Genomic DNA, 19,754 nt, shown 5'->3' on the forward strand with positions numbered 1-19,754 from the left:
AAGGGAGCTTTGCTTACGGCCGTTGGGCTTCGATCACGGCGGTGTAGCTGGCGCTCTGGCCGTTGCCGGCCAGCGGCTGGGCCGGAGCAGGGGCCGCGCCCGGCGCCGGCGGAGCGCCGCCACCCGGACCGCCTTGGCCGCCGCCCATGCCACCGCCCGGACCACCCGGACCACGACCGGTCTCACCCGAGCGGACCGTGGCGTTGACCCAGTACATGCCAGCTTCCGGAAGGGTGAACTTCACCGCGCCGTCGGGACCCGTCTTCAGCTTGATCTCGCCCGGATTGGCGCGCCAGCGGTGGCCGCCGGGGGCGAAGGTGACTTCCAGGTCGGCGGCCGGCTTGCCGTCCAGCACGAACTTGAAGGTCGCCGGCTCAGTGGCCACCACGTCGGTCGGGTGGGTGACGGGCACCAGTTCCAGGCCCTTGCCGGTCGGCTTCAGGGCGTCGGTGTTCGGCTTGTCGCGCGTGACGAAGGTCTCGTTGCGGCTGGCCATCTTGATGACCTTCAGGTCGGCGGCGCCGGCCGGGACCTGCTTGGCGAAGTCTTCCGCCGAGCCACGGAAGCGCTTCACCACGCCGCCCTCGGTGTAGCTGGCCATCACCGAATTGGTCGCGGTGAAGATCTTGTAGGTGCCCGGCTTGCTCAGCTGGACGTCGAACACCGAGCGCAGCTGGCCGGTGACGCTGTTCTGGATCTTGTCCGGCGTCCCGTCCGGAGCCAGCACCTGCACGCCGTCCAGGCGCATGGGGCGGTGGTCGGGGTGGAACAGCTCGTTGGACACGGCCGCGTCGATGGTCGCCCACGCGCCTTCGCCCGACAGGTTGGTGAACGACGGGACCATCCAGCCACGGTGGGCCGAGGCCGACATCGGCAGTGCGAGGGCCAGGCCGACAGCGGCGACGGCCAGAAGGCGCTTCTTGAAGGTCATGGCTTTTCTCACTTCACGGAAACGGTGACGGCGCCCAGTTCGGTCGCGCCCTTGGCGGTGGCCTTGCCCGGCTTGCCCCAGGTGAACGGCACGCGGACGGCCTCATGGCCGCCGACTTCGCGAGCGGCTTCGACGACCAGGTTGTAGGCGCCGGGCTTGAGGGCCTTCAGCGCGCCCTTCGAACCGGCGAAGACCACGGTCTGCGGACCGGGCGCGCGGGTGGCGCCCGAGACGCCATCGGCCGGGAAGCTCATTTCGCGGCCGGCCTTGCGCCACCACTGGCGCATGTCCTTCAGCCACTTGGTGCCGTGGTCTTCCTTGGAGTCGGCGTCGTACCAGACCGCCAGGGTGCCGGCGGCGGTGCTGTCGGCCGGGTTCTCGATCCAGATGGCGACATAGGGCTTGTGGTACTCGGCCACCGTCAGCTTCGGCACCTCGACGGTGACGTTCAGGTCGGCGGCCATGGCCGGGGCGCCAATCGCGGCGCCGGCGAAGGTGAGCAGGGAGATCGAACGCTTCACGGGAGTCTCTGCCTCTAAAGGTGGACGAACAGGATGATCAGAATGAGCGGGGCGGCCAAACCAAGGCCGACCAGCGGCCAGGTCAGCGGCCGGGCGCGGGCGTGGAACTGCAGCAGGATCAGGCCGGTGACGGTGAAGATCACGCAGGCGGCGGCGAACACGTCGATGAACCAGGCCCAGGCCTTGCCGGTGTTGCGGCCCTTGTGCAGGTCGTTGAGCAGGGACACCGCGCCACGCGTGGTCTTCTCGTGCTCGACGGCGCCGGTCTCGCGGTCGATCGACACCCAGGCGTCGCCGCCCGGACGGGCCAAGGCGACATAGACCTCGTCGGCCGACCACTCGCCCTCGCGGCCCGCGACGTCGGCGCCGACGGCCTTGTCGAGGAAGGGCTCCAGCTGCACGGGCAGGGGGCGCTTGCCCTCTTCCGGACCCTTGGCCAGCACGGCCAGCAGCTCGGGCGGCAGGGTCGCCTTGCGCGAGACGACGACGGGTTTGCCCTCGATCTGGCCGGCGTGGTTCAGGGTGATGCCGGTGATGGCGAACAGCATCATGCCGATCAGGGACACCGCCGCGCTGATCCAATGCCACTGGTGCAGCTGCTTCAGCCAGAAAGAGCGGCGATGCTGGTCGGCGGTGGATTTCACGGCGTACTGACGAACCTTGGCGTTGGAGGCTCGTCCTTACTTGAGAACGAATTGCAATTTCAAGCCACAACACGCGCCGTGGGGCGGAACGGGCTAAAACGCCTACTGCGCGGGGACGGGCGCCCCTCTCGCGAGCGCGCCCAGCAAGGCGCTAGTGGCCACGGGCTTGCGCAGGATCGGGCCGTCGTCGACGTCGGGCTCCTGGTAGCCGGTCAGGTAGACGAACGGGATGCGGCGGCGGCTCAAGGCCAAGGCCACCGGCGTGATCAGCCGGCCGCCCAGATTGACGTCCAGCAGGGCGCGGTCGATCGGCTGGTCGTCCAGCAGGAGCAAGGCCTCCTCGATCGTGCCGGCCGGGCCGACGACCTTGGCGCCGGCGGCGGTCAGGACGCGGGTCAGCTCCATGGCCACCACGGCCTCGTCCTCGACCACCAGCACCCGCTGGTCGCGCAGGGCGGGGCTCTCGTCGGCGGAGAGGCCGGGGCGGTAGACGGGCGCGGCTTCCGTCGCGCGGGGCTGGGCGCCTTTCAGGATGTCCAGGCGGACCTTCAGGCCCTGCGGACGCCAGGTCAGCTCGACCTTGCCGCCCACCTGCTTGACCGCGCTCTCGATCAGGGTCGAGCCGAAGCCGCGTCGGGCGGGGGCGACCACGGGCGCGCCGGCGTCCTCGCGCCAGATCAGGCGCAGCACATCGCCGACGTCCCAGATCCAGCTGACGTTCAGGCGGCCCAGCGGCCGGGAGAGCGCGCCGTACTTGCTGGCGTTGGTGGCCAGCTCATGGATGACCAGGGCCAGGGACTGGGCGGCTTGGGCGTCGATCAGGGCCGGCGGGCCGTCGATGACGATCTGGCCCTCGCCGTCGATGCCGTAAGGATCCAGCTCCAGCCGCAGAAGGTCGTGCAGGTCGACGCCGGTCCATCGGGCGGTCGACAGCAGGCTGTGGGCGCGGGCCAGCGAGCCGATGCGCCCCGACAGCGCCTGGACGTACTGGGCCTTGTCCTCGAACGGGGTCAGCTGGGCCAGGGACTGGACCACTGCCAGCACGTTCTTGGCGCGGTGGTCGACTTCGCGGATCAGCAGGCGCTCGGTCTCCTGGGCGCGCTTGAGGGCCAGGTCCGAGCGGGCCCGCTCGCTGGCCGTCCAGATCAGTTCGGCGACATCGGCGACAAAGGCGACCTCGTCCGGCGGGAACGCGCGCGGCTCCGGGTGGGAGAGATAGACATAGGCCGACAGCACCCCGGCCTTGACCAGGGAGATGGTCATGAAGGACCGCACGCCGAGGCCGGCATAGGCCTCCAGGGCGTCGGGGGCGTTGGTGCGGTGGTCCAGCGCGATGTCTCCGACCGTGACCGCGTGGCCCGCGCGCATGTCGGCGCTCATCGAGGGGCCGAAGTCGTCGAGGCGGATCTGCTGTCCCTTCAGCGGTGCGACGCTGCGATCGCCCCCGCCATCGTCGGCGACGATATCGGCCACCTCATTGACGACGTCCATCTCGGCATAGCCGGCGCGGCCCACGCCCAGCTGCTCGGTCAGCATGCGGGCGGCCTTCTGCGCGATGCAGAGCGGATCGGCCTCGTCGCGCAGCTTCTGGCCCAGGTCCAGCAGGGCCGTCCGCCGCCGCTCGCCGACCAGCATCCGCTCCAGCTCGGCGGCTTGCTGCTTGCGTTCGGAGATGTCGGTGACCAGCACATAGTAGCCGGGGATCTCGCCGTTGCGGGCGATGTCGGGCACGTACTGGGCCTCGATATAGCGGGCGCCGGCCTGGTAGCTGACCTCGCCCTCGAAGGTGACGCTCTCGCCGGCCAGAGCGCGGGTCACGTGGCCGCGCAGCCGGCCGTAGGCTTCCTGGCCCAGCACCTCCAGCAGGGTGCGGCCCTCGATCTCCGACCGTTCGATCCCGAACCAGCGCTCGTAGGCGCGGTTGACGAACCGGTAGCGCTGCTCGCGGTCGACATAGCCGATCAGGATCGGAACCGCGTCGGCCATCGCGCTGGAGAACACCGCGCGGCGCTCCAGGGGCGGGTAGGACGGCAAGGCGTTGTCGTCTCTGGACATGCGCGACGGACGCTCAATCCCTTGGGAAGCGGAACCTCACCGTGGCACGTCGTGATCACAGTCCGCATGCGACAAGCGGTCGCAGCGGCAACCTTGGCGGGTGTTTGGTTAACCGGTTTCTTCGCGGCGGTAGGTCACCACCAGCACATCGCGCACCGCCGGCTGGGCCGGATCCAGCGGCCGGATCGGGGTCACGCCGTGCAGCACGCGGTGGTCGTCCAGGAACACCGCGTCGCCGGGCGCCGTGAGCGTGAACGACCCCAGGCTGGTCCCGTCCGGGGCGAAGATGTCGGTGACGCCGCTGTCGACGTTCTGGCGGTCGACCAGCATGACGATCACCCAGTCGACGCCGTCGCGGTGCGCGCCCTCGGGCGTGGGCTGGCCCTCTTCGCCGGCGCGGGCCTCGATGCGGAACTGGTGCAGCTCGACGTGCCAGGCGGCCGGGGCCAGCGAGGTGATCGGGTGGAAGAGCTCCAGGCCGGCGCGGATCACGCCCTGCGTCACCGGATGCTCGGCGATCGTGTCGGTGACCGGCTCGAACCAGCGCTGCACGCCGCCGTTCAGCGGGTTGTAGTCGCGGCTCTGCCAGTGCGGCTGGTGGGGCTTGCGCTCGACGCCTTGGGGCGAGGCCGAGAACGCCGCGAACCGGCGCCGGCGATACCGCCCGCCGTCGGCCATGAAGCCGTCCAGCGGCAGGTCATTCCAGCTGTCGGCGAAACTGGTCCACGCGGCCGTGGCCGCCGGGCCCAGTAGCGTTTTCGTCTCGTCGGCCTCGAACCGGACGAAGCCTTCCTCGGACAGGGCGCTCAAGCGACCGCATCCGGCTTGAAGAACAGGCCCAGCTTCAGGCTGGCGGCGATGCGCTCGGCCTTCTGGCCGACGATGGCGGCGCGCGGGGCGTCGAACAGCTCGACGCAGGTCTGATGGAACAGGTTCAGCCAGGGCATGAACAGGCCTTCGGTCAGGCCCTCGACATGCTGGTGCACGACCATCGGCTGGCCCTTGTAGCGGCCGGTGGTGTTCAGCACTGACGACCAGAAGTCCTTCAGCGTCGCCAGGTGCGCGGGCCAGCCGTCCTCGCCGATCGCGTTCTCGAAGATCGGCCCCAGGCGGTGGTGCCGGCGGATGCGCGCGTAGAAGGTCTCGACCAGCCGGTCGATCTCGTCATCGGTGAATTGGGGCGGGGGAACAGCCATGGGCGGAACATGGGTCTTTCAGGCCGTGGACTGAACCCCGCGTGGATCAAACTTCACTTCGGATTCTTACTTAAGGGGCGCCCGGACGGATTCCGGCGGACCCAGATAGCTCGCCGGCACAGCGCCCCGCGACAGCACCAGGCGCTGGAACACCACGCCCGGATCCACCCGCCACAGTCGCACCTTGTGCGGGCCGGCCGAGGGGATGTTCAGCGTCGTGGTCTGGCTGCGAACGTTGTCGGCGACGGCCTTGTCCCAGGCCTTGTTCGACAGGTCCGGCTGGCTGTTGACCACCACTGGCGCGCCGTCGTCGATCGAGACGGCGTAGGCCAGGCCCTTGCCGCCCCGGAAGTCCAGGGTGGGCGAGACCAGCACGGTCAGGTCGACGGGCCCGGCCTTCTCGAAGTCGACCAGATAGTCCAGCGACGGCGCCCCCTTGCCCGGCGTCGAAGCTGGCGCGGTCGAGGGATAGCTGGTCACGCCCGACAGGGTGCGGCCCAGGTTCGGGATGACCTTCCAGACGCCGCCGGTCGCCGTCGCATAGTGCTCGGCCTCGATCACCGTAAGGCCGCTGGCCTCGACGAAGGCGCCCTTGGCCGGTTTGCGGTCGGGGTTGGAGACCTGGACGGCGACCGTCTTGGTCTCGCCGTCGACCGCGGTCACGGTGGCGGTGTGATCACCCTTCGGCGCTCTGGCCCAGTCGACCGAGACCTCCAGGCGCACGTCGCCGAGCGCGTTGGCGGGGCTCTTGCCGATCTTCAACCACGGAACGTCGGCCGAGACCTTGGGCCGGATCGGCGCGAACTTGGTGAAGACGTCGATCCAGCGGCCCTGCGGACCCCAGCGGGTCAGCGGCGGCAAGGTCTCGGCCCCGCCTTCCAGCGCCACGCCGAAGCCGCCGGTCGGATCGGCCCGCTCGGTCTTGGGGATGATGTTCGCATCCGGCTGCTGCCAGATCGTGTAGCCGATGTGGGTCTGGTCCATCATGTGGACCCACTTGCCGCCATTGATCGCGTCGTGCTGGCGGGTCAGCTCGGCGTCGCGGTCGAACAGGTTCTGCACCAGCGTCGCTTGGGCGTTGGCGGCGATCCGACCCTGGCTGGCATAGAGCCGGTTGCGGCCCGTGGCGATGTACAGCCGGTTGAAGTTGGCGCTGGCCTTGATCGGGAACCAGACCAGCTGGAAGAAGGCGCTGTCCTGGTCCTTCGGGACCACCGCGCGCAGGGCGTCGGCGCGTTTCTCCAGCGCGGCCCATTCCGCCTCGACCCGCTCGGCCTCGCGGAAGTTGACCAGGCTGAAGGTCGCCTCATTGATCAGCTCGGGCTTACGCCGGGCGTTGAGCTTGGTGTAGCCGTCCAGCAGCGCCGCGATCTCGCCCGCGCGCTCGGGCCCGAACTGCTGGGTCGCCCAGCCCTTGGTGTAGGCCGGCAGAGCCTCCACCGGCATTGCGGCTGGGTTCCAGGCATAATCCAGGAAGAACTCGGTCGGCAGCTCCATGGGTTTCAGGTCGCCGACATTGACGATCCACAGCTGGTCCGCGCCGTAGTCGGACGCCAGCTTCATCTGCTCCCAGGTGCGCTCGATCTGGTTGGTGTTCAGCCACTTGTAGTTCCGGGGACCGCCCACATAGTCGAAGTGGTAGTAGACCCCGTAGCCGCCGGGCCGCGTCTTACCGACCTCGGGAAGGCGGCGGATGTTGCCCCAGTTGTCGTCGGCGAACAGCAGGGTGACGTCGTCGGGCACCCGCATGCCGGCGTCGTAATAGTCCTGGACCTCCTTGTAGAGCGCCCAGACCTGAGGGGTCTTGGCTGGGTCCTTGCCGGTCACTTCGCCGATGATCTTGCGCTGGTCGGCGACGATGGTTTCCAGCAGCTGGGTGGCCGTGCCCTCGCTCATCGGCTCGTCGCCGTCGCCGCGCATGCCGACCGTGACCAGGCTCTCGTTGGCGCCCATCCGCGTGACGCCCTCGCGCCAGAACTCGCGCAGCTTTTCGGGGTTCTTGGCGTAGTCCCAGCGGCCCGATCCGTAGCGCTCCCACTCGACATGGGCGCGGCTCATCGGCTCGTGGTGCGAGGTGCCCAGCACGACGCCCATCTGGTCGGCCAGGGGCGCGCTCATCGGGTCGTCGTCATAGATCGACTTGCCCCACATGGCCGGCCACAGATAGTCGCCCTTCAGCCGCAGGATCAGCTCGAACACCCGCTCGTAGAAGGCGTGGTTGAAGCCGCCGAACGTCTTGTTGGCCCAGCCGTACAGGGCGGGGTTCTCGTCGTTCAGGAAGATGCCGCGATACTTGACCGCCGGCTTCTGGATGTTGGCGCCGGGGGCGACGAAGACGTCCGTGCGCTTAGGCACGGGCACATCGGCCCACCAGGTCCAGGGCGAGACGCCGGCGCGTTCGGACAGGTCATAGGCCCCGAAGATCGTGCCGCGCTTGTCGGAGCCGGCGATGACCAGGGCGCGGGCGACGCCGGGGCGGGGGTTCTCGACCACCTGCTGGACGAAGGCTTCCCACTGGCCGGTGACCTTGGAGACGTCCAGCTTGCCCGAGGCGACCAGCGCGTCGATGGCGGCGCTCTTGCCGATCGTGCCAATGATCACGACCGGCGCGTCCTTGGCCGGGGCGGCGGCCCCCGACAGCGCGGCGAGGTCGTCGCGTAGCCCCTGGATGGCGCGGATGGCGCCGGGGAAGTCGGTCTGGTCGTACTCGATCCGCGCGGTCTTGCCGGCGGCGATCAACGGGAAGGCGTCGGCCGAAGCGCTCAGCGAGATCGCGGCGGGCTCGGCGGCGAAGGCCGGGACCGCGAAGGCCAGGCTGGCGGCGAGGGCCAGGGCGGAGACGGCGTGACGCACTACTGAACCCCGATCTCGAACGGCCCCGCCGGCAGGCCCGACGCGTCGAACAGGTTGAAGGTCGGGCTGTCGGCCCAGGCGAAGCGGACCTTGGTTCCCGCGCCGGTCAGCACCACCGTATTTCCGTCGATCTTGCCGTCGGCCCAGTGACAGGCGCTATCGCACAGCTCGAAGCCGATGACCTTGTCGCTACCACGCGTCACCAGACGGCCGCCGACCTGGGCGAAGGTCACCACCACGGTGTCACCCGCGCGCTTGGCCGAGACGACCTCCGGCCCCGTGGTCACGGCCTCGCCGTAGACGCGGCGGGCGGCCAGGGCCAGGCGGCGGCCGACCTCCTGCTTCTCGCTCGGGTGGATGTCGTAGGGATTGCCGATGTCGTGGGTGACGGCCAGGCCGGCGTGCTTGTCGGCGACGACCGCGCGGCGCTGGGCGTCGCGTAGCGCCGCCGTGGCGAAAGCCCCCGGCTGCTCGGCGAAGGCGCCGTAGTCGGCCAGCTGCACCACCAGGAACGGAATGTCGGCGGCCTGGCCCTGACGGCGCTCGGCCATGAAGGCGTTCAGCAGCGGGGCGTAGGTCTGGTCGCGGCCCACGTTCGTCTCGCCCTGGTACCAGGCGACGCCGGCATAGGCGTAGGGACCCATCGGCGCGAGCATGCCGTTGTACAGGGTCGAGACGCCGGCCAGGGTGTCCCACGGCGCGCGCGGCTGGTTGGGGCCGGTCTTGGGCTCGATCTGGTAGGTCCAGGCGGTCAGCGGCAGGCGCGTGCCGTCGGCCAGGGTCAGGGCGCGCTTGGCGCCGTCGCCGTACATCCCGCCATTGGCGTAGGTATCGTAGGCCGAGACCACGATGGTGTTCTTGCCGGCCTTCAGCGTTCCGGCGGTCAGCGGATACGTCCGGTCCAGCCACGCGCCCGAGGTCGCGCCGATGCCGACGCCATTGACGTAGGTGGTGTCCATCTCGTCGACCTGGCCGACGGTGAGCACGGCGCCTTGCTTGGCCTGGGCGGCGGTCAGCTCGACCTCGGCCTTGAACCAGACCACGCCGTTGAAGTCGGCCAGCGCCGGCACGCCCCAGCGCTCCCAGACGCCCAGGCCGTCGGGCGCGACCGTCCAGGCGCCGGCGCCGGTCCACGGGGTGGCGGTGACGCCGGGGTTCTTGGCGGTCCACCAGCCCTTGATGGTCTCGCCCCACCGGCGGTTGGCGGCGACGGGGTCCTTGATCGAGAGGTTCAGGGTCTCGATGGCGTCGTCATAACCGCCGACCTTGCGCAGGGCGGTGGGGGTCATCCAGGCCTCGATGCCGGACCCGCCCCACGAGGCGTGGACCAGGCCCAGCGGGACCTTCCGCGTCTTCTGCAGTTCGCGGGCGAAGTAGAAACAGGCGGCCGAGAAGGCGCCGACCGTGTCCTTGTTGGTGGGCTTCCAGGCCGGCGGCTTCTTGTAGTCGGCGGCCGGTGCGCGGCCGTCGGCCTTCTCGATCGTCGCCATGCGGATGGTGTCGTTGGGCGCGCCGTTGTTGATCTGGTTCCAGGCGTCGCCCGAGGCGCTGACCTGCATCTCCATGTTCGACTGGCCCGAGCACAGCCAGACATCGCCGACCAGGACGTCGGAGGCCTTGGCGGCAGCCGAGGGGCTGGAGGCGGTGATCTGGTAGGGACCGCCGGCGGGCGTCGCCGGGAAGTCGACGCGCCAGGCGCCGGTGGCGTCGGCCTTGGCGGTCAGGGTCTGGCCGGCGAAGGCGGCGGTGACGGTCTCGCCAGGCTTGGCCGTGCCGAACACGGGCAGGGGGCGGTCGCGCTGGACGACGGCGTGGTCGGAGAACAGGCCGTTGAGGAGGGATTGGGCGGAGGCTGGCGAGGCGGCGAGGGCGGCCAGCAGGATCGGCGCGAAACGGCGCATGGGTGTTCTCCTCCCTGTTTTTATATCTCCTCCCCTCTTGGGGGAGGTGGTCCGGAGGACCGGAGGGGGCTAGCTCCGCCTAAGCCGAGCTGCCCCCTCAGTCGCTCCGCGACAGCTCCCCCAAAAGGGGAGCAGAGTTACTAGACGACGGTCAGCGTCGCCGTCTTCAGGTCCACCGAGTTCGGACCCACCAGGATCTTGAAGTCCCCCGGCTCGACCACGCGCTTCATGTCCAGGTTCCACATCCACAGGTCCGACGGCTTGATCTCGAAGGTCACCGTCGTCTTGGCCCCCGCCGCGAGCGTCACGCGCTTGAAGTGCTTCAGCTCCAGCACCGGACGGGTGACGCTGGCCTCCTCGTCGTGGACGTACAGCTGCACCACCTCGTCGCCGGCGACCTTGCCGGTGTTGGTGACGTCGACCTCGACCTTGACGCTTTCGGTCGTGCCGATCTTGGCCTTGGCCAGGCGCGGGGCCGAGATGTCGAAGCTGGTGTACGACAGGCCGAAGCCGAACGGATACAGCGGGCTGGTGTCACCCAGCAGATAGCCGCGGCGGGCCGTGGGCTTGCGGTTGTAGTAGATCGGCAGCTGGCCGACGTCGCGGGCGATGCTGACCGGCAGCTTGCCGCCCGGATTGGCGCGGCCGAACAGCACGTCGGCGGCGGCATTGCCGGTCTGCTCGCCCAGGTACCAACCCTCGATGATGGCGTCGGCGCGCTGGGCCAGCAGGTTGATCGACAGCGGACGACCGTTCAGCAGGAACACCACGGTCGGCTTGCCCAGGTCGAAGATCGCCTTGGCCAGGTCGTTCTGCTGGCCGATCAGGTCCAGGCTGTCACGGTCGCCCAGGTGAGCGTCGGCCCAGGCCTCGCGGCTGGTCTGCTCGTTGTCGCCCAGCACCATGACCACCACGTCGGCGTTCTTGGCGACCTCGACGGCTTCCGCGATCAGCTTGGCGTTGACGGCCGGGTCGACCAGCTTGACCTCGTCCTGCGCCCAGATCCGCGATTCCGTGATGCGCACGGCCTCGGCGTAGTCGAGCTGGAAGCCTTGCGCCTTGGCCTCGGCGGTCAGGCCCTCGTGGATCGAGACCACGTGGCGCGGGATGTCGGAATAGCCGCCGATCGGCGTGTCCTTGGCGTGGGTGCCCAGCAGGGCGACGCGCTTGACCTTCTTGCCGTCCAGCGGCAGCAGGCCCTTGTCGTTCTTCAGCAGGACCACGGCCTTGCGGGCGGCCTCGCGGGCCAGGGCGACGGCGTCGGGCGTGGCGGTCTTGGCGTCGGCGGTCTTCTCGTCGCAGTAGGGGTTCTCGAACAGGCCGCCTTCGAACTTCATGGTCAGGACGCGGGCCACGGCGGCGTCGACCTCGAACTGCGGGATGCGGCCGTCCTTCACCAGCTGCGGGATCAGGGCGTAGGCCTCGCCGTCGGGCAGCTCGACATCAACGCCGGCATGCATGGCCATAACGGCCGTCTGGCCCAGGTCGTTGGTCAGCTTGTGGCGGGCGATCAGCTCCTTGATCGCGAAGTAGTCGGACTGGATCGAGCCCTTGTAGCCCCACTCCTCGCGCAGGATCTTGGTCAGCAGCCAGCGGTTGGCGTGCGAGGGGACGCCGTCGATCTCGTTGTACGACGGCATGACCGCACGCACCGGCAGCTCGGTGACCGCGCGCTCGAACGGCGGGAAGAAGTTCTCGCGCAGGGTGCGCTCGGCGATCTGGGCCGGGCCGACATTGGTGCCGTTCTCGGGCTGGCCGTGGCCGGTCATGTGCTTGAGAGTGACGAAGACCTTGTCCTTGGCCAGCGGCAGGGTGGTCCCCTGGAAACCGCGGATGGCGGCCAGGCCGATCTCGGCGCAGACGTGCGGGTCTTCGCCATAGGTCTCCTCGATGCGGCCCCAGCGCGGGTCGCGGGCCACGTCGACCACGGGGGCCAGGGCCAGGTTCGAGCCCCGGGCGCGCATCTCGCGGGCGGCGACGGCGAAGATCTTCTCGGTCAGCTCGGTGTCGAAGGTCGAGGCCAGGGCGATGGCCTGCGGGAAGCTGGTGGCGTCACGGGCGACATAGCCGTGCAGGGCCTCGTCGTGCATCAGCAGCGGGATGCCCAGGCGGGTCTTTTCCACGGCCCACTTCTGGGCGGCGTTGGTGTAGCGGGCGGTTTCCTTGGCGTTGCGGTTGGTCGCGCCATCGTCGGCGCCGGCCGCCGCGTCGACCACCGTGGCGGGTTTCAGACCCTTGCGATCCGACGGACGCGAGATCTGGCCCAGACCATTGGGGAAGTTCTTGGCCGCCTGTTCGGCCGAGAACTCGCCGGCGTCGGTCTGGATCTTGGCCTTGGTCAGCCAGATGCCGATCAGCTGGGCGGCCTTCTCTTCCAGCGTCATGCGGCCCAGCAGGTCCTGGACGCGGGCGTCGATCGGCTGGCTGGCGTCCTTGTAGAGCGGCTTGTCGCCCTTCTTCGCGGCCTTCTCGGCGGCCTGGACGAGGCCTGGCATGGCGGCGGCGGACAGCGCCGCGAGACTCGCGCCGAACAGGCGGCGGGTGAGGGTGGTGGTCATCCTGGTGTTTCCCCGAGGCTGCGCAATGGCTGTAGCGGCTCTGAGCGGCCGCCCGTTGCCTGGCACTATGGGGGTAGTTGTCAGACCACTCAAGACCGAAATGGTACCGGTCTCATTCAATCGCCGGGGCGTCGGGTCCAGTTGGCCGCCAGGGCCTGGGCGCGGGCGATCTCGTCGTCGCTCATCTCCACGGCCAGGGCGTCTAGCGAGGCTAGCGCGGCGTCGCGATAGTCGATGGCCGAGTGGTTGTTGGCCTTCAGCGCCAGCGACAGCCACTTGTAGGCCGCGACCGTGTCCTTGGGCACGCCGCGCCCGGCCTGCAGCATCTGGCCCAGCCGCCATTGGGCCAGACCGACGCCGGCGTCGGCCGCCCGTTCGTAGAGGCCGGCGGCCTTGGCCAGGTCGACCGGGGCGCCGCGTCCCAGCGCATAGGCCTCGGCCAGGCCGGTTAGCCCGTCGCGCTCGCCCTGGGCGGCCGAGCGGCTGTACCAGGTGAAGGCCTCGGCGGGGTTGGGTGCGACGCCGCCCTCGCCCAGGACGTACATCTCGCCGACGGCGGCCTGGGCGAAGGCGTAGCCGCTCTCGGCCGCGCGACGGATCAGGGCGAAGCCGGCCGGCCTGTCCTTGGGAACGCCCAGGCCGTCGGCATACAGCAGGCCCAACGCGAACATCGCCTTGGCGTCGCCCTGGTCAGCCGCCATGCGCAGCCAACGCGCGGCCTTGCCATAGACCTTCATGTCGAAGGCCTGGTCGCCTGCCGCCAAGGCGGCGGGCCGGTCGCCGGCTTCGGCCGCCAGGCCCAGCCAGTACAGGGCCTTGGCGTTGTCCACGGGGACGCCGTCGCCGCGCTGATACAGACGCCCCAGGGCGTACATGGCGCGCGCCCAGCCCTTGTCGGCCGCGCTCTGATAGAGGGCCTGGGCCTTGTCGATATCGCGCGGCACGCCCCAGCCCTGATAGTACATCAGGCCCAGCCGGGTCTGGGCCTGCGGGTCGCCCGCCTCGGCCGCCGGTCGCAGCAGGGTCAGCATGGTCGCGTAGTCGCGGGTCTGGAAGGCGGCGTCGACCGGATCGGCGGCCTGAACCGGTGTCGATTGCGCCAGGGCCGAGCCCGTCAACGCAGCCGCCAGCATCGTCCCGGCCAGGGACGCGCGCAGCCATTTTGACACGACTTCAGGACGCAACTGTCTACTCCCGTTCAACGGGGGCCTGCTTCGCAAGAAGCCGGCCACTAGGCGCAGGCGGCCTCGTAAGCCTCGCGCAGCTGGCGGAAGACGGTCAGGCCTTCGGGCGGCAGGGGCGCGCCCAGGTGCAGGACGCGCAGTTCGTCCATCAGGCCGTTCCATAGCGCCGGACCGCCATCCTCGAGCAGTTCGGCGCGCACCGACAGTTCATGCGTCACCGGCATGTGCCGCCGGCCCCAGGCGCCCATCACCGCCAGCATCGGCACCAGCTGGATAGCCTTTTCGGTCAGGCTGTAGCGGACCTTCTGCTTGTGGCCGGGCTCGTCGGCCTTCGACAACAGGCCGCCCTCGACCAGGCTCTTCAGGCGACTGGCCAGGATGTTGGAGGCGATGCCCTCCTGCGAGCCGGCCAGCAGTTCGCGGAAGTGGCGTTTGTTGCCGAACATGATGTCGCGGATGACGATCAGGCTCCACCGATCGCCCAGCGCCTCCAGGGTCAGGTTGATCGGGCAGCCCGATCTTTGGTCGTCAACCAAAACCACGTCCTCGCAAAAACCGGTTGCAGAATACAATCGGATATGCAGGATGCAACCAGTTTCAAATTGCAATCGGTTTTGCCAGTCCATTCGAGGAGGCCGCCATGGGCAAGGTTCGCGTTCGCAACTTCAGCATCTCGCTGGACGGCTATGCCGCCGGCCCCGACCAGTCGCTGCAGGATCCGCTGGGCGTGGGCGGCGAGGACCTCCATCGGTGGGCCTTCGCAGCGCAGATGGATCCGGTCGACCAGCGCTTCGCCGACGCGATCACCGACGGCGTCGGGGCCTGGATCATGGGTCGCAACATGTTCGGTCACGAGCGGGGCGACTGGTCGAACTTCGACTGGCAGGGCTGGTGGGGCCCGAATCCGCCGTATCACGCGCCGGTCTTCGTCCTGACGCACCACGCGCGGCCGTCATTCGAGATGGAGGGCGGCAACAGCTTCCACTTCATCACCGACGGGATCGAGGCGGCGCTGGAGCAGGCCCGAGCAGCGGCGGGCGAGCAGGACGTCGGCATCGGCGGCGGGGCCTCGACCGTACGGCAGTATCTGGAAAAGCGCCTGATCGACGAACTGCACCTGGTGGTGACGCCGGTGCTGCTGGGCCGGGGCGAGCCGCTGCTGGCGGGGCTGGACCTGCTGGCGCTGGGCTACGAGGTCACCGACTACACGCCCTCGTCGCGGGCGGCGCACATGTCGCTGCGCAAGACGGGCTAATGCAGGGCGGTGGTCTGGGCGGGCGGCGCGATGTGCGCCTCGTCCATCCAGGCCGGCCAGGCGGTCGTCGGCCACTCGCCGGCGACGTACTGATTGCGGACGATGCCCAGCCACTGGCGCAGGGCCTCGGTTGGGAAGGGCAGGCTGGCCAGCGGGGTGTTGTCCTCGGTCTTGAAGACCAGGGTCGCGCCGTCCGCGCGGACAAGGATGTCGACCGTGACCACCAGCGCGGTCGTCTCGGAGGCGACGGGCCGCACTGCCGGCTCGGCCGCCAGCGACGCCTCGGCGGCCTGCTGGACGAACTCCTGCAGCGCCTCGCCGCCGGTCCCGCCCTGCTGCTCCAGCCATCCCGTCAGCTGCGGGATCAGCAGGTTCATCATCCTCTGGGACAGCCACAACACCACGGTCTGGTCGTCGGCCGTCGCGCCCGACAGCCGCAGGCGGTCCTCGACGACCACGTACTCGGTGGTGATGCGCAGCAGTTCCGGACAGTCCGGCATCGTCAGACTCAATCTTTGAACCCACGGCCGACAGATAACCGGCCAGACACCAAAGGACACGCCATGAAGACGCAGATTCTGTTCATCCAGGGCGCCGGCGAAGGCACGCACGCCGATTGGGACAGCAGGCTGGTCGACAGCCTGCGCCGCGAACTGGGCGACGCCTACGTGGTTCAGTATCCGACGATGCCCGACGAAGGCGAGCCCGACTTCGCCCGCTGGTGCGAGACCATCAGCCAGACGCTGGAGACGATGGGCGAGGGCGTCGTGCTGGTCGGCCACTCGTTCGGCGGCACGGCCATCGCCGGCGCCCTGGCCCGCACGCCGCCGGCCAACCGACCCGCTGCCGTGTTCCTGATCGCCGCGCCGTTCTTCGGCGAAGGCGGCTGGGAGGACGACGGCATCGCGATCGCCGACCTGGGCGCCAAGTTGCCGGAAGGCATGCCCGTCCGCCTCTACCAGGGCGACGCCGATGGCGACGTGCCGCCCGAGCATCTGGACCTCTACGCCAAGGCGATCCCCCAAGCCGCGGCCCGCCGGCTGCCCGGCCGCGATCATCAGCTGAACGACGACCTGACCGAGGTGGCGGCCGACATCCGAGCGCTACCCCAAGTTCGGTAGCGCTGCCTGGACTCAACGCCAGCTTGGCCATAAGCCTTGCGAACAACTTCCGGGGGGAACCATGAAAGTTAGATTTGCGGCCGCGCTGGGCGGCCTGGCGCTGCTCGTGTCCACGTCGGCCTTCGCCGCCGAGATCGTCATTCCGGAGGGCACGGAAGTGGCGATGCGTCTCGAGGATTCGCTCTCCAGCTCGGTCGCCAAGGAAGGCGACCGTTTCACCATCAGCCTGGACGATGACGTCAAGCTGCCGGACGGCACGATCCTGCGCGCCGGCTATCGTGGCGTGGGCGAGGTCGTCGAGGCCCGCGACAACGGCATGCTGGGCAAGAACGGCAAGCTGAACGTGCGCCTGCTCTACATGAAGATCGGCGACGACCGCGTCCGTCTGCGGGCCAACCGGGGCGCCAAGGGCGAGACCCGCGTGGGCGCCACCGTCGTGACGACGCTGCTGTTCTGGCCGGCCGCGCCCTTCATCAAGGGCAAGGATGTCGGCATGAAGAAGGGCACCGTCATGACGGCCTATGTCGACCAGGACGTGAAGCTGCCGTCCCCGCTGACGCCGCCGCCCGTCGCCGACTAAGCCAGACTCCAGACGCAAAAAAGGGCCCGCCTTGGGAGAGGGAGCGGGCCCTTTTCGGTACGCGTTCAGAGGGATTGAACAGTCGGGAAGATGACACACCGGTCGTCTTCCCGCGCTTCCCCAAATCGTCGCAGGCTGCGAACGCTTCGCAACCTGGCGGCGACCTTCTCGTCTTTTACTTGCGCGGCGTCAGGATGTCGTCCAGGCGCGACGGCACGCCGGGGATCTTCTCCAGGCGCGGGTAACGCAGGCCGCCGCGATAGTCGATCTTGACCATCCGGTAGCGCGAGCCGTCCTTGACCAGCAGTTCGACCAGCGGGTTCTCCGGCGTCTTGGCGGCGGTGACGGCGGCCTTCAGCTTGTCGCCGTCGAAGGCCTCGCCATTGACCGCGACCACCGTCAGGCCCTGGGTCAGGCCGGCCTTGAACGCCGGGCCGCCCCACTGCACGTCGGTCAGCACGCCGTCCGAGCCCACCGACAGGCCCAGCGAATAGGGCAGGCCGGTGCTCTTGGCCTTGGTCTCGGCCGTCTTCATGAACTCGGTGGGCGTGTCGGTATAGACCAGCTTGTAGCCGCCGCGGGCATAGCCATCCAGCGGGGCCTTTTCCTGGACGTCCTGGATGCGGGTCTTCAGGAACGTGGCCCAGTCATAGGCGTAGACGCCGTTCAGGGTGCTGACCACGTCCTCGAACGTGTAGGTGCGCGGCACGTACGAGCCGTTGTCGACGCCGAAGAAGGCCTTGGCGAAGTCGTCCAGCGACTTCTTGCCGCCGGTCTTCTCGCGGATCAGGGTGTCGGCGTCGAGCCAGACCAGCAGGCCCTCGGAATAGTAGTCCTCGCTGCGCTGCCACGACAGCCACGACAGTGGCTTGCGGTTGGCGATGATCGGGTCGTTGGTGGTGTCCTGCACCGGACGCCAGTCGCGGCCGCGACGGTTGTCGTAGGCGGCGGCGGTCGAGGCCAGGCTGTCCAGCGCTTGCTGCTTGGTCAGCAGGCCCGAGCGCGCGGCCAGGACGTTGCCCCAGTACTGGGTCTGGCCCTCATAGACCCACATCATGCTGTCGCGCATCGGCACGTTCAGGTTCGGGGTCCACAGGTCGGCGGCGCGGCGGAACTTGCCGTTCCACGAGTGGGTGTATTCGTGGCTGAGCAGGTCGCGGCCCACGAAGCTCTTGTCCCACTCGGTGAAGTACTTCGGCACCACGCGGTTTTCGGACGAGCGGTGGTGCTCCAGGCCGATGCCGCCGATCTTGTCCGACAGGAAGACCAGGAAGTCGTAGTGGTCGTAGTGGTGCGAGCCGTACAGCTTGTAGGCCTGCTGCACGAGGTCCTTGTGGACCTGGATCTGCTCGGGCTTGGCCTCCAGCAGCTCGGGGCTGTCGGCGACCAGGTTCAGGCGCACGGGCGCGGGGCCGGTGGGATCCAGGTCGATCGACTTGAAGTACTTGCCCGCGAAGATCGGCGAGTCGACCAGGGTCTCGACCGTGGTGGTCTTGAAGGTGGTCGTGGCGCCGTCGGTCTTGGCGGTTTCCAGCGCCGTGGCCAGCTTCCAGCCGTCGGGCAGCTTGACGCTGGCGTCGATCGGGATCTGGCGGGTGTAGTAGCCGGCCGGATACATCGTCACCTGCAGCCATTGCAGGTTCAGCATCTCGGGCGTGACTTCCGTGCGGCCGACCTTGGCCTCGACGGCGGTCAGGAACTGGTAGCTGATCGTCAGCTCGGTCGCGCCGGCTGGGACGTCGACGTGGAACGCGTTCACCGACACGACGTCACGGGTCCAGGGGATGCGCTTGCCGTTGGCCGTGACCACCAGGCCCGCCAGCTTGTCCAGGTCGTTGCGCGGCGAGTGACCGCCCGGGACCCACTGCGGATACAGGAACACGAAGTCGCCGGCCTTGCTGACCGGCATGGTCGTGGTGACGTTCCAGATCTTGCGGTCCAGGTCGGTGGCGTCGACGGCCACCTTCACCGTGCCGGCGAAGGGCACGTCGCGCGGCGCTTCGATCGGCGGGGTCGCCAAGGCCGACTCCGGCATCGGCTGGTTGGCTCCAGGGGTAGGGACCTGAGCCATGGCGGCGGTCGCGACCAGCGACAGGACGGAAACGGAGAAGAACAGCGCTTTCACGAAACACCCCAATGCGGCGCGCGGGCTCCCTCCCGCGGCAAAGAAGCCGGGATGTTTGTGCCGTTAACCTGTGCTTGTCGAGGGTAAGTTCGTCTCCGTATGCAGAACATGGGTACGCGGAGCGTCGTTCCGTTTCCGGATGGAAACAAAGCGACGCGCGCGCAATCGGGAGGCCCGGTTTACAAGGGTTTCAGATATGACATAAAGATATGCATATATCTTTATGTCATATGAGGCGGGTGATGGAAGCGGTTCTGTTCGTGCTGGCGGCGACAGCCCTGCTGGGCTCGCCGGGACCGGGGATCGCGGCGCTAATCGTGGCGGGGCGGACCTTGGGGCTGGCCGGCGGTTTGCGGCTCTATGCCGGCATGCAGGTGGGCTTGGCCCCGGCGGCGGGTTTGAGCGCGGCGGGCCTGGCCTCGCTGCTGGCCGCCGCGCCGATGCTGCGGCTGGCCCTGACCGTGGTGTCGATCGGCTATCTGGTCTGGCTGGCCTGGAGCGTGGCCACCGCGCCGCCGGAAGGCGAGGTCGGCGGCGGGACCTCGGCCAGCCTGACCTTCATGGGAGGGTTCGTGCTGGGCGCGGCCAACCCCAAGGCCTATCTGGCCTTCGTCTCGCTGTTCGGCTCGTTCGTGGTGGCGTCGCCGCGCTGGGACGCGCCGGTGAAGTGGGCGCTGTGCGTGGCGGTGATGGTCGTGGTCGACCTGGCCTGGCTGGCGCTGGGCGTGGTGCTGGGCCGGGTGAAGCTGTCGGCGAAGGGCCAGCGGGTGATGAACTGGGCCATGGGCGGCGCGATCCTGGCGGCGGCGGGGATGGCGGTGGTGGGGTAG

Annotated in this window: 16 protein-coding genes and 2 pseudogenes; 4 read left to right on the top strand and 14 right to left on the bottom strand. The window is 68.9% G+C overall.

Going from position 1 to position 19,754, the window contains the following annotated elements; genetic code table 11:
* Positions 1-13: 13 nt before the first annotated feature.
* The 12 genes and pseudogenes from AC1RRR_RS15940 to AC1RRR_RS15995 form a co-directional block, all read right to left on the bottom strand.
* The gene (locus AC1RRR_RS15940) at positions 14-943 is read right to left on the bottom strand and encodes a DUF4198 domain-containing protein (RefSeq protein WP_492814560.1); all 930 of its coding nucleotides are present in this window, start codon (positions 941-943) and stop codon (positions 14-16) included.
* Positions 940-1,452 carry a DUF2271 domain-containing protein gene (locus AC1RRR_RS15945; RefSeq protein ID WP_492814562.1) on the bottom strand — a complete coding sequence of 171 codons (513 nt, stop codon included), beginning with the start codon at positions 1,450-1,452 and terminating at the stop codon, positions 940-942. The genes AC1RRR_RS15940 and AC1RRR_RS15945 overlap by 4 nt, the downstream gene beginning before the upstream one ends.
* Positions 1,453-1,466: 14 nt before the next feature.
* On the bottom strand, positions 1,467-2,096 hold the full coding sequence (locus tag AC1RRR_RS15950; protein WP_492814563.1) for a PepSY-associated TM helix domain-containing protein: 630 nt from the start codon (positions 2,094-2,096) through the stop codon (positions 1,467-1,469).
* 102 nt (positions 2,097-2,198) lie between these two features.
* A pseudogene (locus tag AC1RRR_RS15955) lies at positions 2,199-3,200 on the bottom strand (HWE histidine kinase domain-containing protein); the annotation flags it as partial.
* Between the two features lie 42 nt (positions 3,201-3,242).
* Positions 3,243-4,151: pseudogene (locus AC1RRR_RS15960) on the bottom strand (PAS domain-containing protein); the annotation flags it as partial.
* 108 nt (positions 4,152-4,259) lie between these two features.
* Positions 4,260-4,961 carry a 2OG-Fe dioxygenase family protein gene (locus AC1RRR_RS15965; RefSeq protein ID WP_492814565.1) on the bottom strand — a complete coding sequence of 234 codons (702 nt, stop codon included), beginning with the start codon at positions 4,959-4,961 and terminating at the stop codon, positions 4,260-4,262.
* The gene (locus AC1RRR_RS15970; protein ID WP_492814567.1) at positions 4,958-5,347 is read right to left on the bottom strand and encodes a group III truncated hemoglobin; all 390 of its coding nucleotides are present in this window, start codon (positions 5,345-5,347) and stop codon (positions 4,958-4,960) included. Before AC1RRR_RS15970 ends, AC1RRR_RS15965 begins: the two co-directional genes overlap by 4 nt.
* Before the next feature lie 66 nt (positions 5,348-5,413).
* Entirely contained in the window at positions 5,414-8,200 is a 2,787-nt protein-coding gene (locus AC1RRR_RS15975; protein WP_492814569.1) for a glycosyl hydrolase 115 family protein, read from the bottom strand.
* The gene (locus tag AC1RRR_RS15980) at positions 8,200-10,101 is read right to left on the bottom strand and encodes a sialate O-acetylesterase (RefSeq protein ID WP_492814571.1); all 1,902 of its coding nucleotides are present in this window, start codon (positions 10,099-10,101) and stop codon (positions 8,200-8,202) included. Before AC1RRR_RS15980 ends, AC1RRR_RS15975 begins: the two co-directional genes overlap by 1 nt.
* A 140-nt stretch (positions 10,102-10,241) precedes the next feature.
* Positions 10,242-12,659 (bottom strand): glycoside hydrolase family 3 N-terminal domain-containing protein, encoded by a 2,418-nt coding sequence (locus tag AC1RRR_RS15985; RefSeq protein ID WP_492814572.1) that lies wholly within the window; start codon positions 12,657-12,659, stop codon positions 10,242-10,244.
* A 116-nt stretch (positions 12,660-12,775) separates the two neighbouring features.
* Positions 12,776-13,843: an SEL1-like repeat protein gene (locus AC1RRR_RS15990; protein WP_492814573.1), complete on the bottom strand. Its 1,068-nt coding sequence runs from the start codon at positions 13,841-13,843 to the stop codon at positions 12,776-12,778.
* Positions 13,844-13,890: 47 nt separating this feature from the next.
* A complete protein-coding gene (locus tag AC1RRR_RS15995; protein ID WP_492814574.1) occupies positions 13,891-14,379 on the bottom strand; it encodes a winged helix-turn-helix transcriptional regulator in 489 nt (162 codons plus the stop codon).
* A gap of 104 nt (positions 14,380-14,483) precedes the next feature.
* Here AC1RRR_RS15995 and AC1RRR_RS16000 point away from each other — a divergent pair, with 104 nt between their 5' ends.
* The gene (locus AC1RRR_RS16000) at positions 14,484-15,098 is read left to right on the top strand and encodes a dihydrofolate reductase family protein (RefSeq protein ID WP_492814576.1); all 615 of its coding nucleotides are present in this window, start codon (positions 14,484-14,486) and stop codon (positions 15,096-15,098) included.
* On the opposite strand, the gene AC1RRR_RS16005 is transcribed toward AC1RRR_RS16000, so the two are convergent.
* The gene (locus AC1RRR_RS16005) at positions 15,095-15,610 is read right to left on the bottom strand and encodes a hypothetical protein (RefSeq protein WP_492814577.1); all 516 of its coding nucleotides are present in this window, start codon (positions 15,608-15,610) and stop codon (positions 15,095-15,097) included. The genes AC1RRR_RS16000 and AC1RRR_RS16005 overlap by 4 nt on opposite strands.
* Positions 15,611-15,661: 51 nt before the next feature.
* On the opposite strand from AC1RRR_RS16005, the gene AC1RRR_RS16010 reads away from it, so the two are divergent.
* Both AC1RRR_RS16010 and AC1RRR_RS16015 read left to right on the top strand, forming a co-directional pair.
* A complete protein-coding gene (locus tag AC1RRR_RS16010) occupies positions 15,662-16,219 on the top strand; it encodes an alpha/beta fold hydrolase (protein ID WP_492814578.1) in 558 nt (185 codons plus the stop codon).
* A 61-nt stretch (positions 16,220-16,280) separates the two neighbouring features.
* Entirely contained in the window at positions 16,281-16,799 is a 519-nt protein-coding gene (locus AC1RRR_RS16015; RefSeq protein WP_492814580.1) for a hypothetical protein, read from the top strand.
* 175 nt (positions 16,800-16,974) lie between these two features.
* Here the strand turns inward: AC1RRR_RS16015 and AC1RRR_RS16020 are convergent, their stop codons facing one another.
* Positions 16,975-18,936: a M61 family metallopeptidase gene (locus tag AC1RRR_RS16020; protein WP_492814582.1), complete on the bottom strand. Its 1,962-nt coding sequence runs from the start codon at positions 18,934-18,936 to the stop codon at positions 16,975-16,977.
* A 230-nt stretch (positions 18,937-19,166) separates the two neighbouring features.
* On the opposite strand from AC1RRR_RS16020, the gene AC1RRR_RS16025 reads away from it, so the two are divergent.
* Positions 19,167-19,754 (top strand): LysE family translocator, encoded by a 588-nt coding sequence (locus AC1RRR_RS16025; RefSeq protein WP_492814584.1) that lies wholly within the window; start codon positions 19,167-19,169, stop codon positions 19,752-19,754.

This window comes from Caulobacter sp. GW821-FHT12D05 (assembly GCF_058807295.1).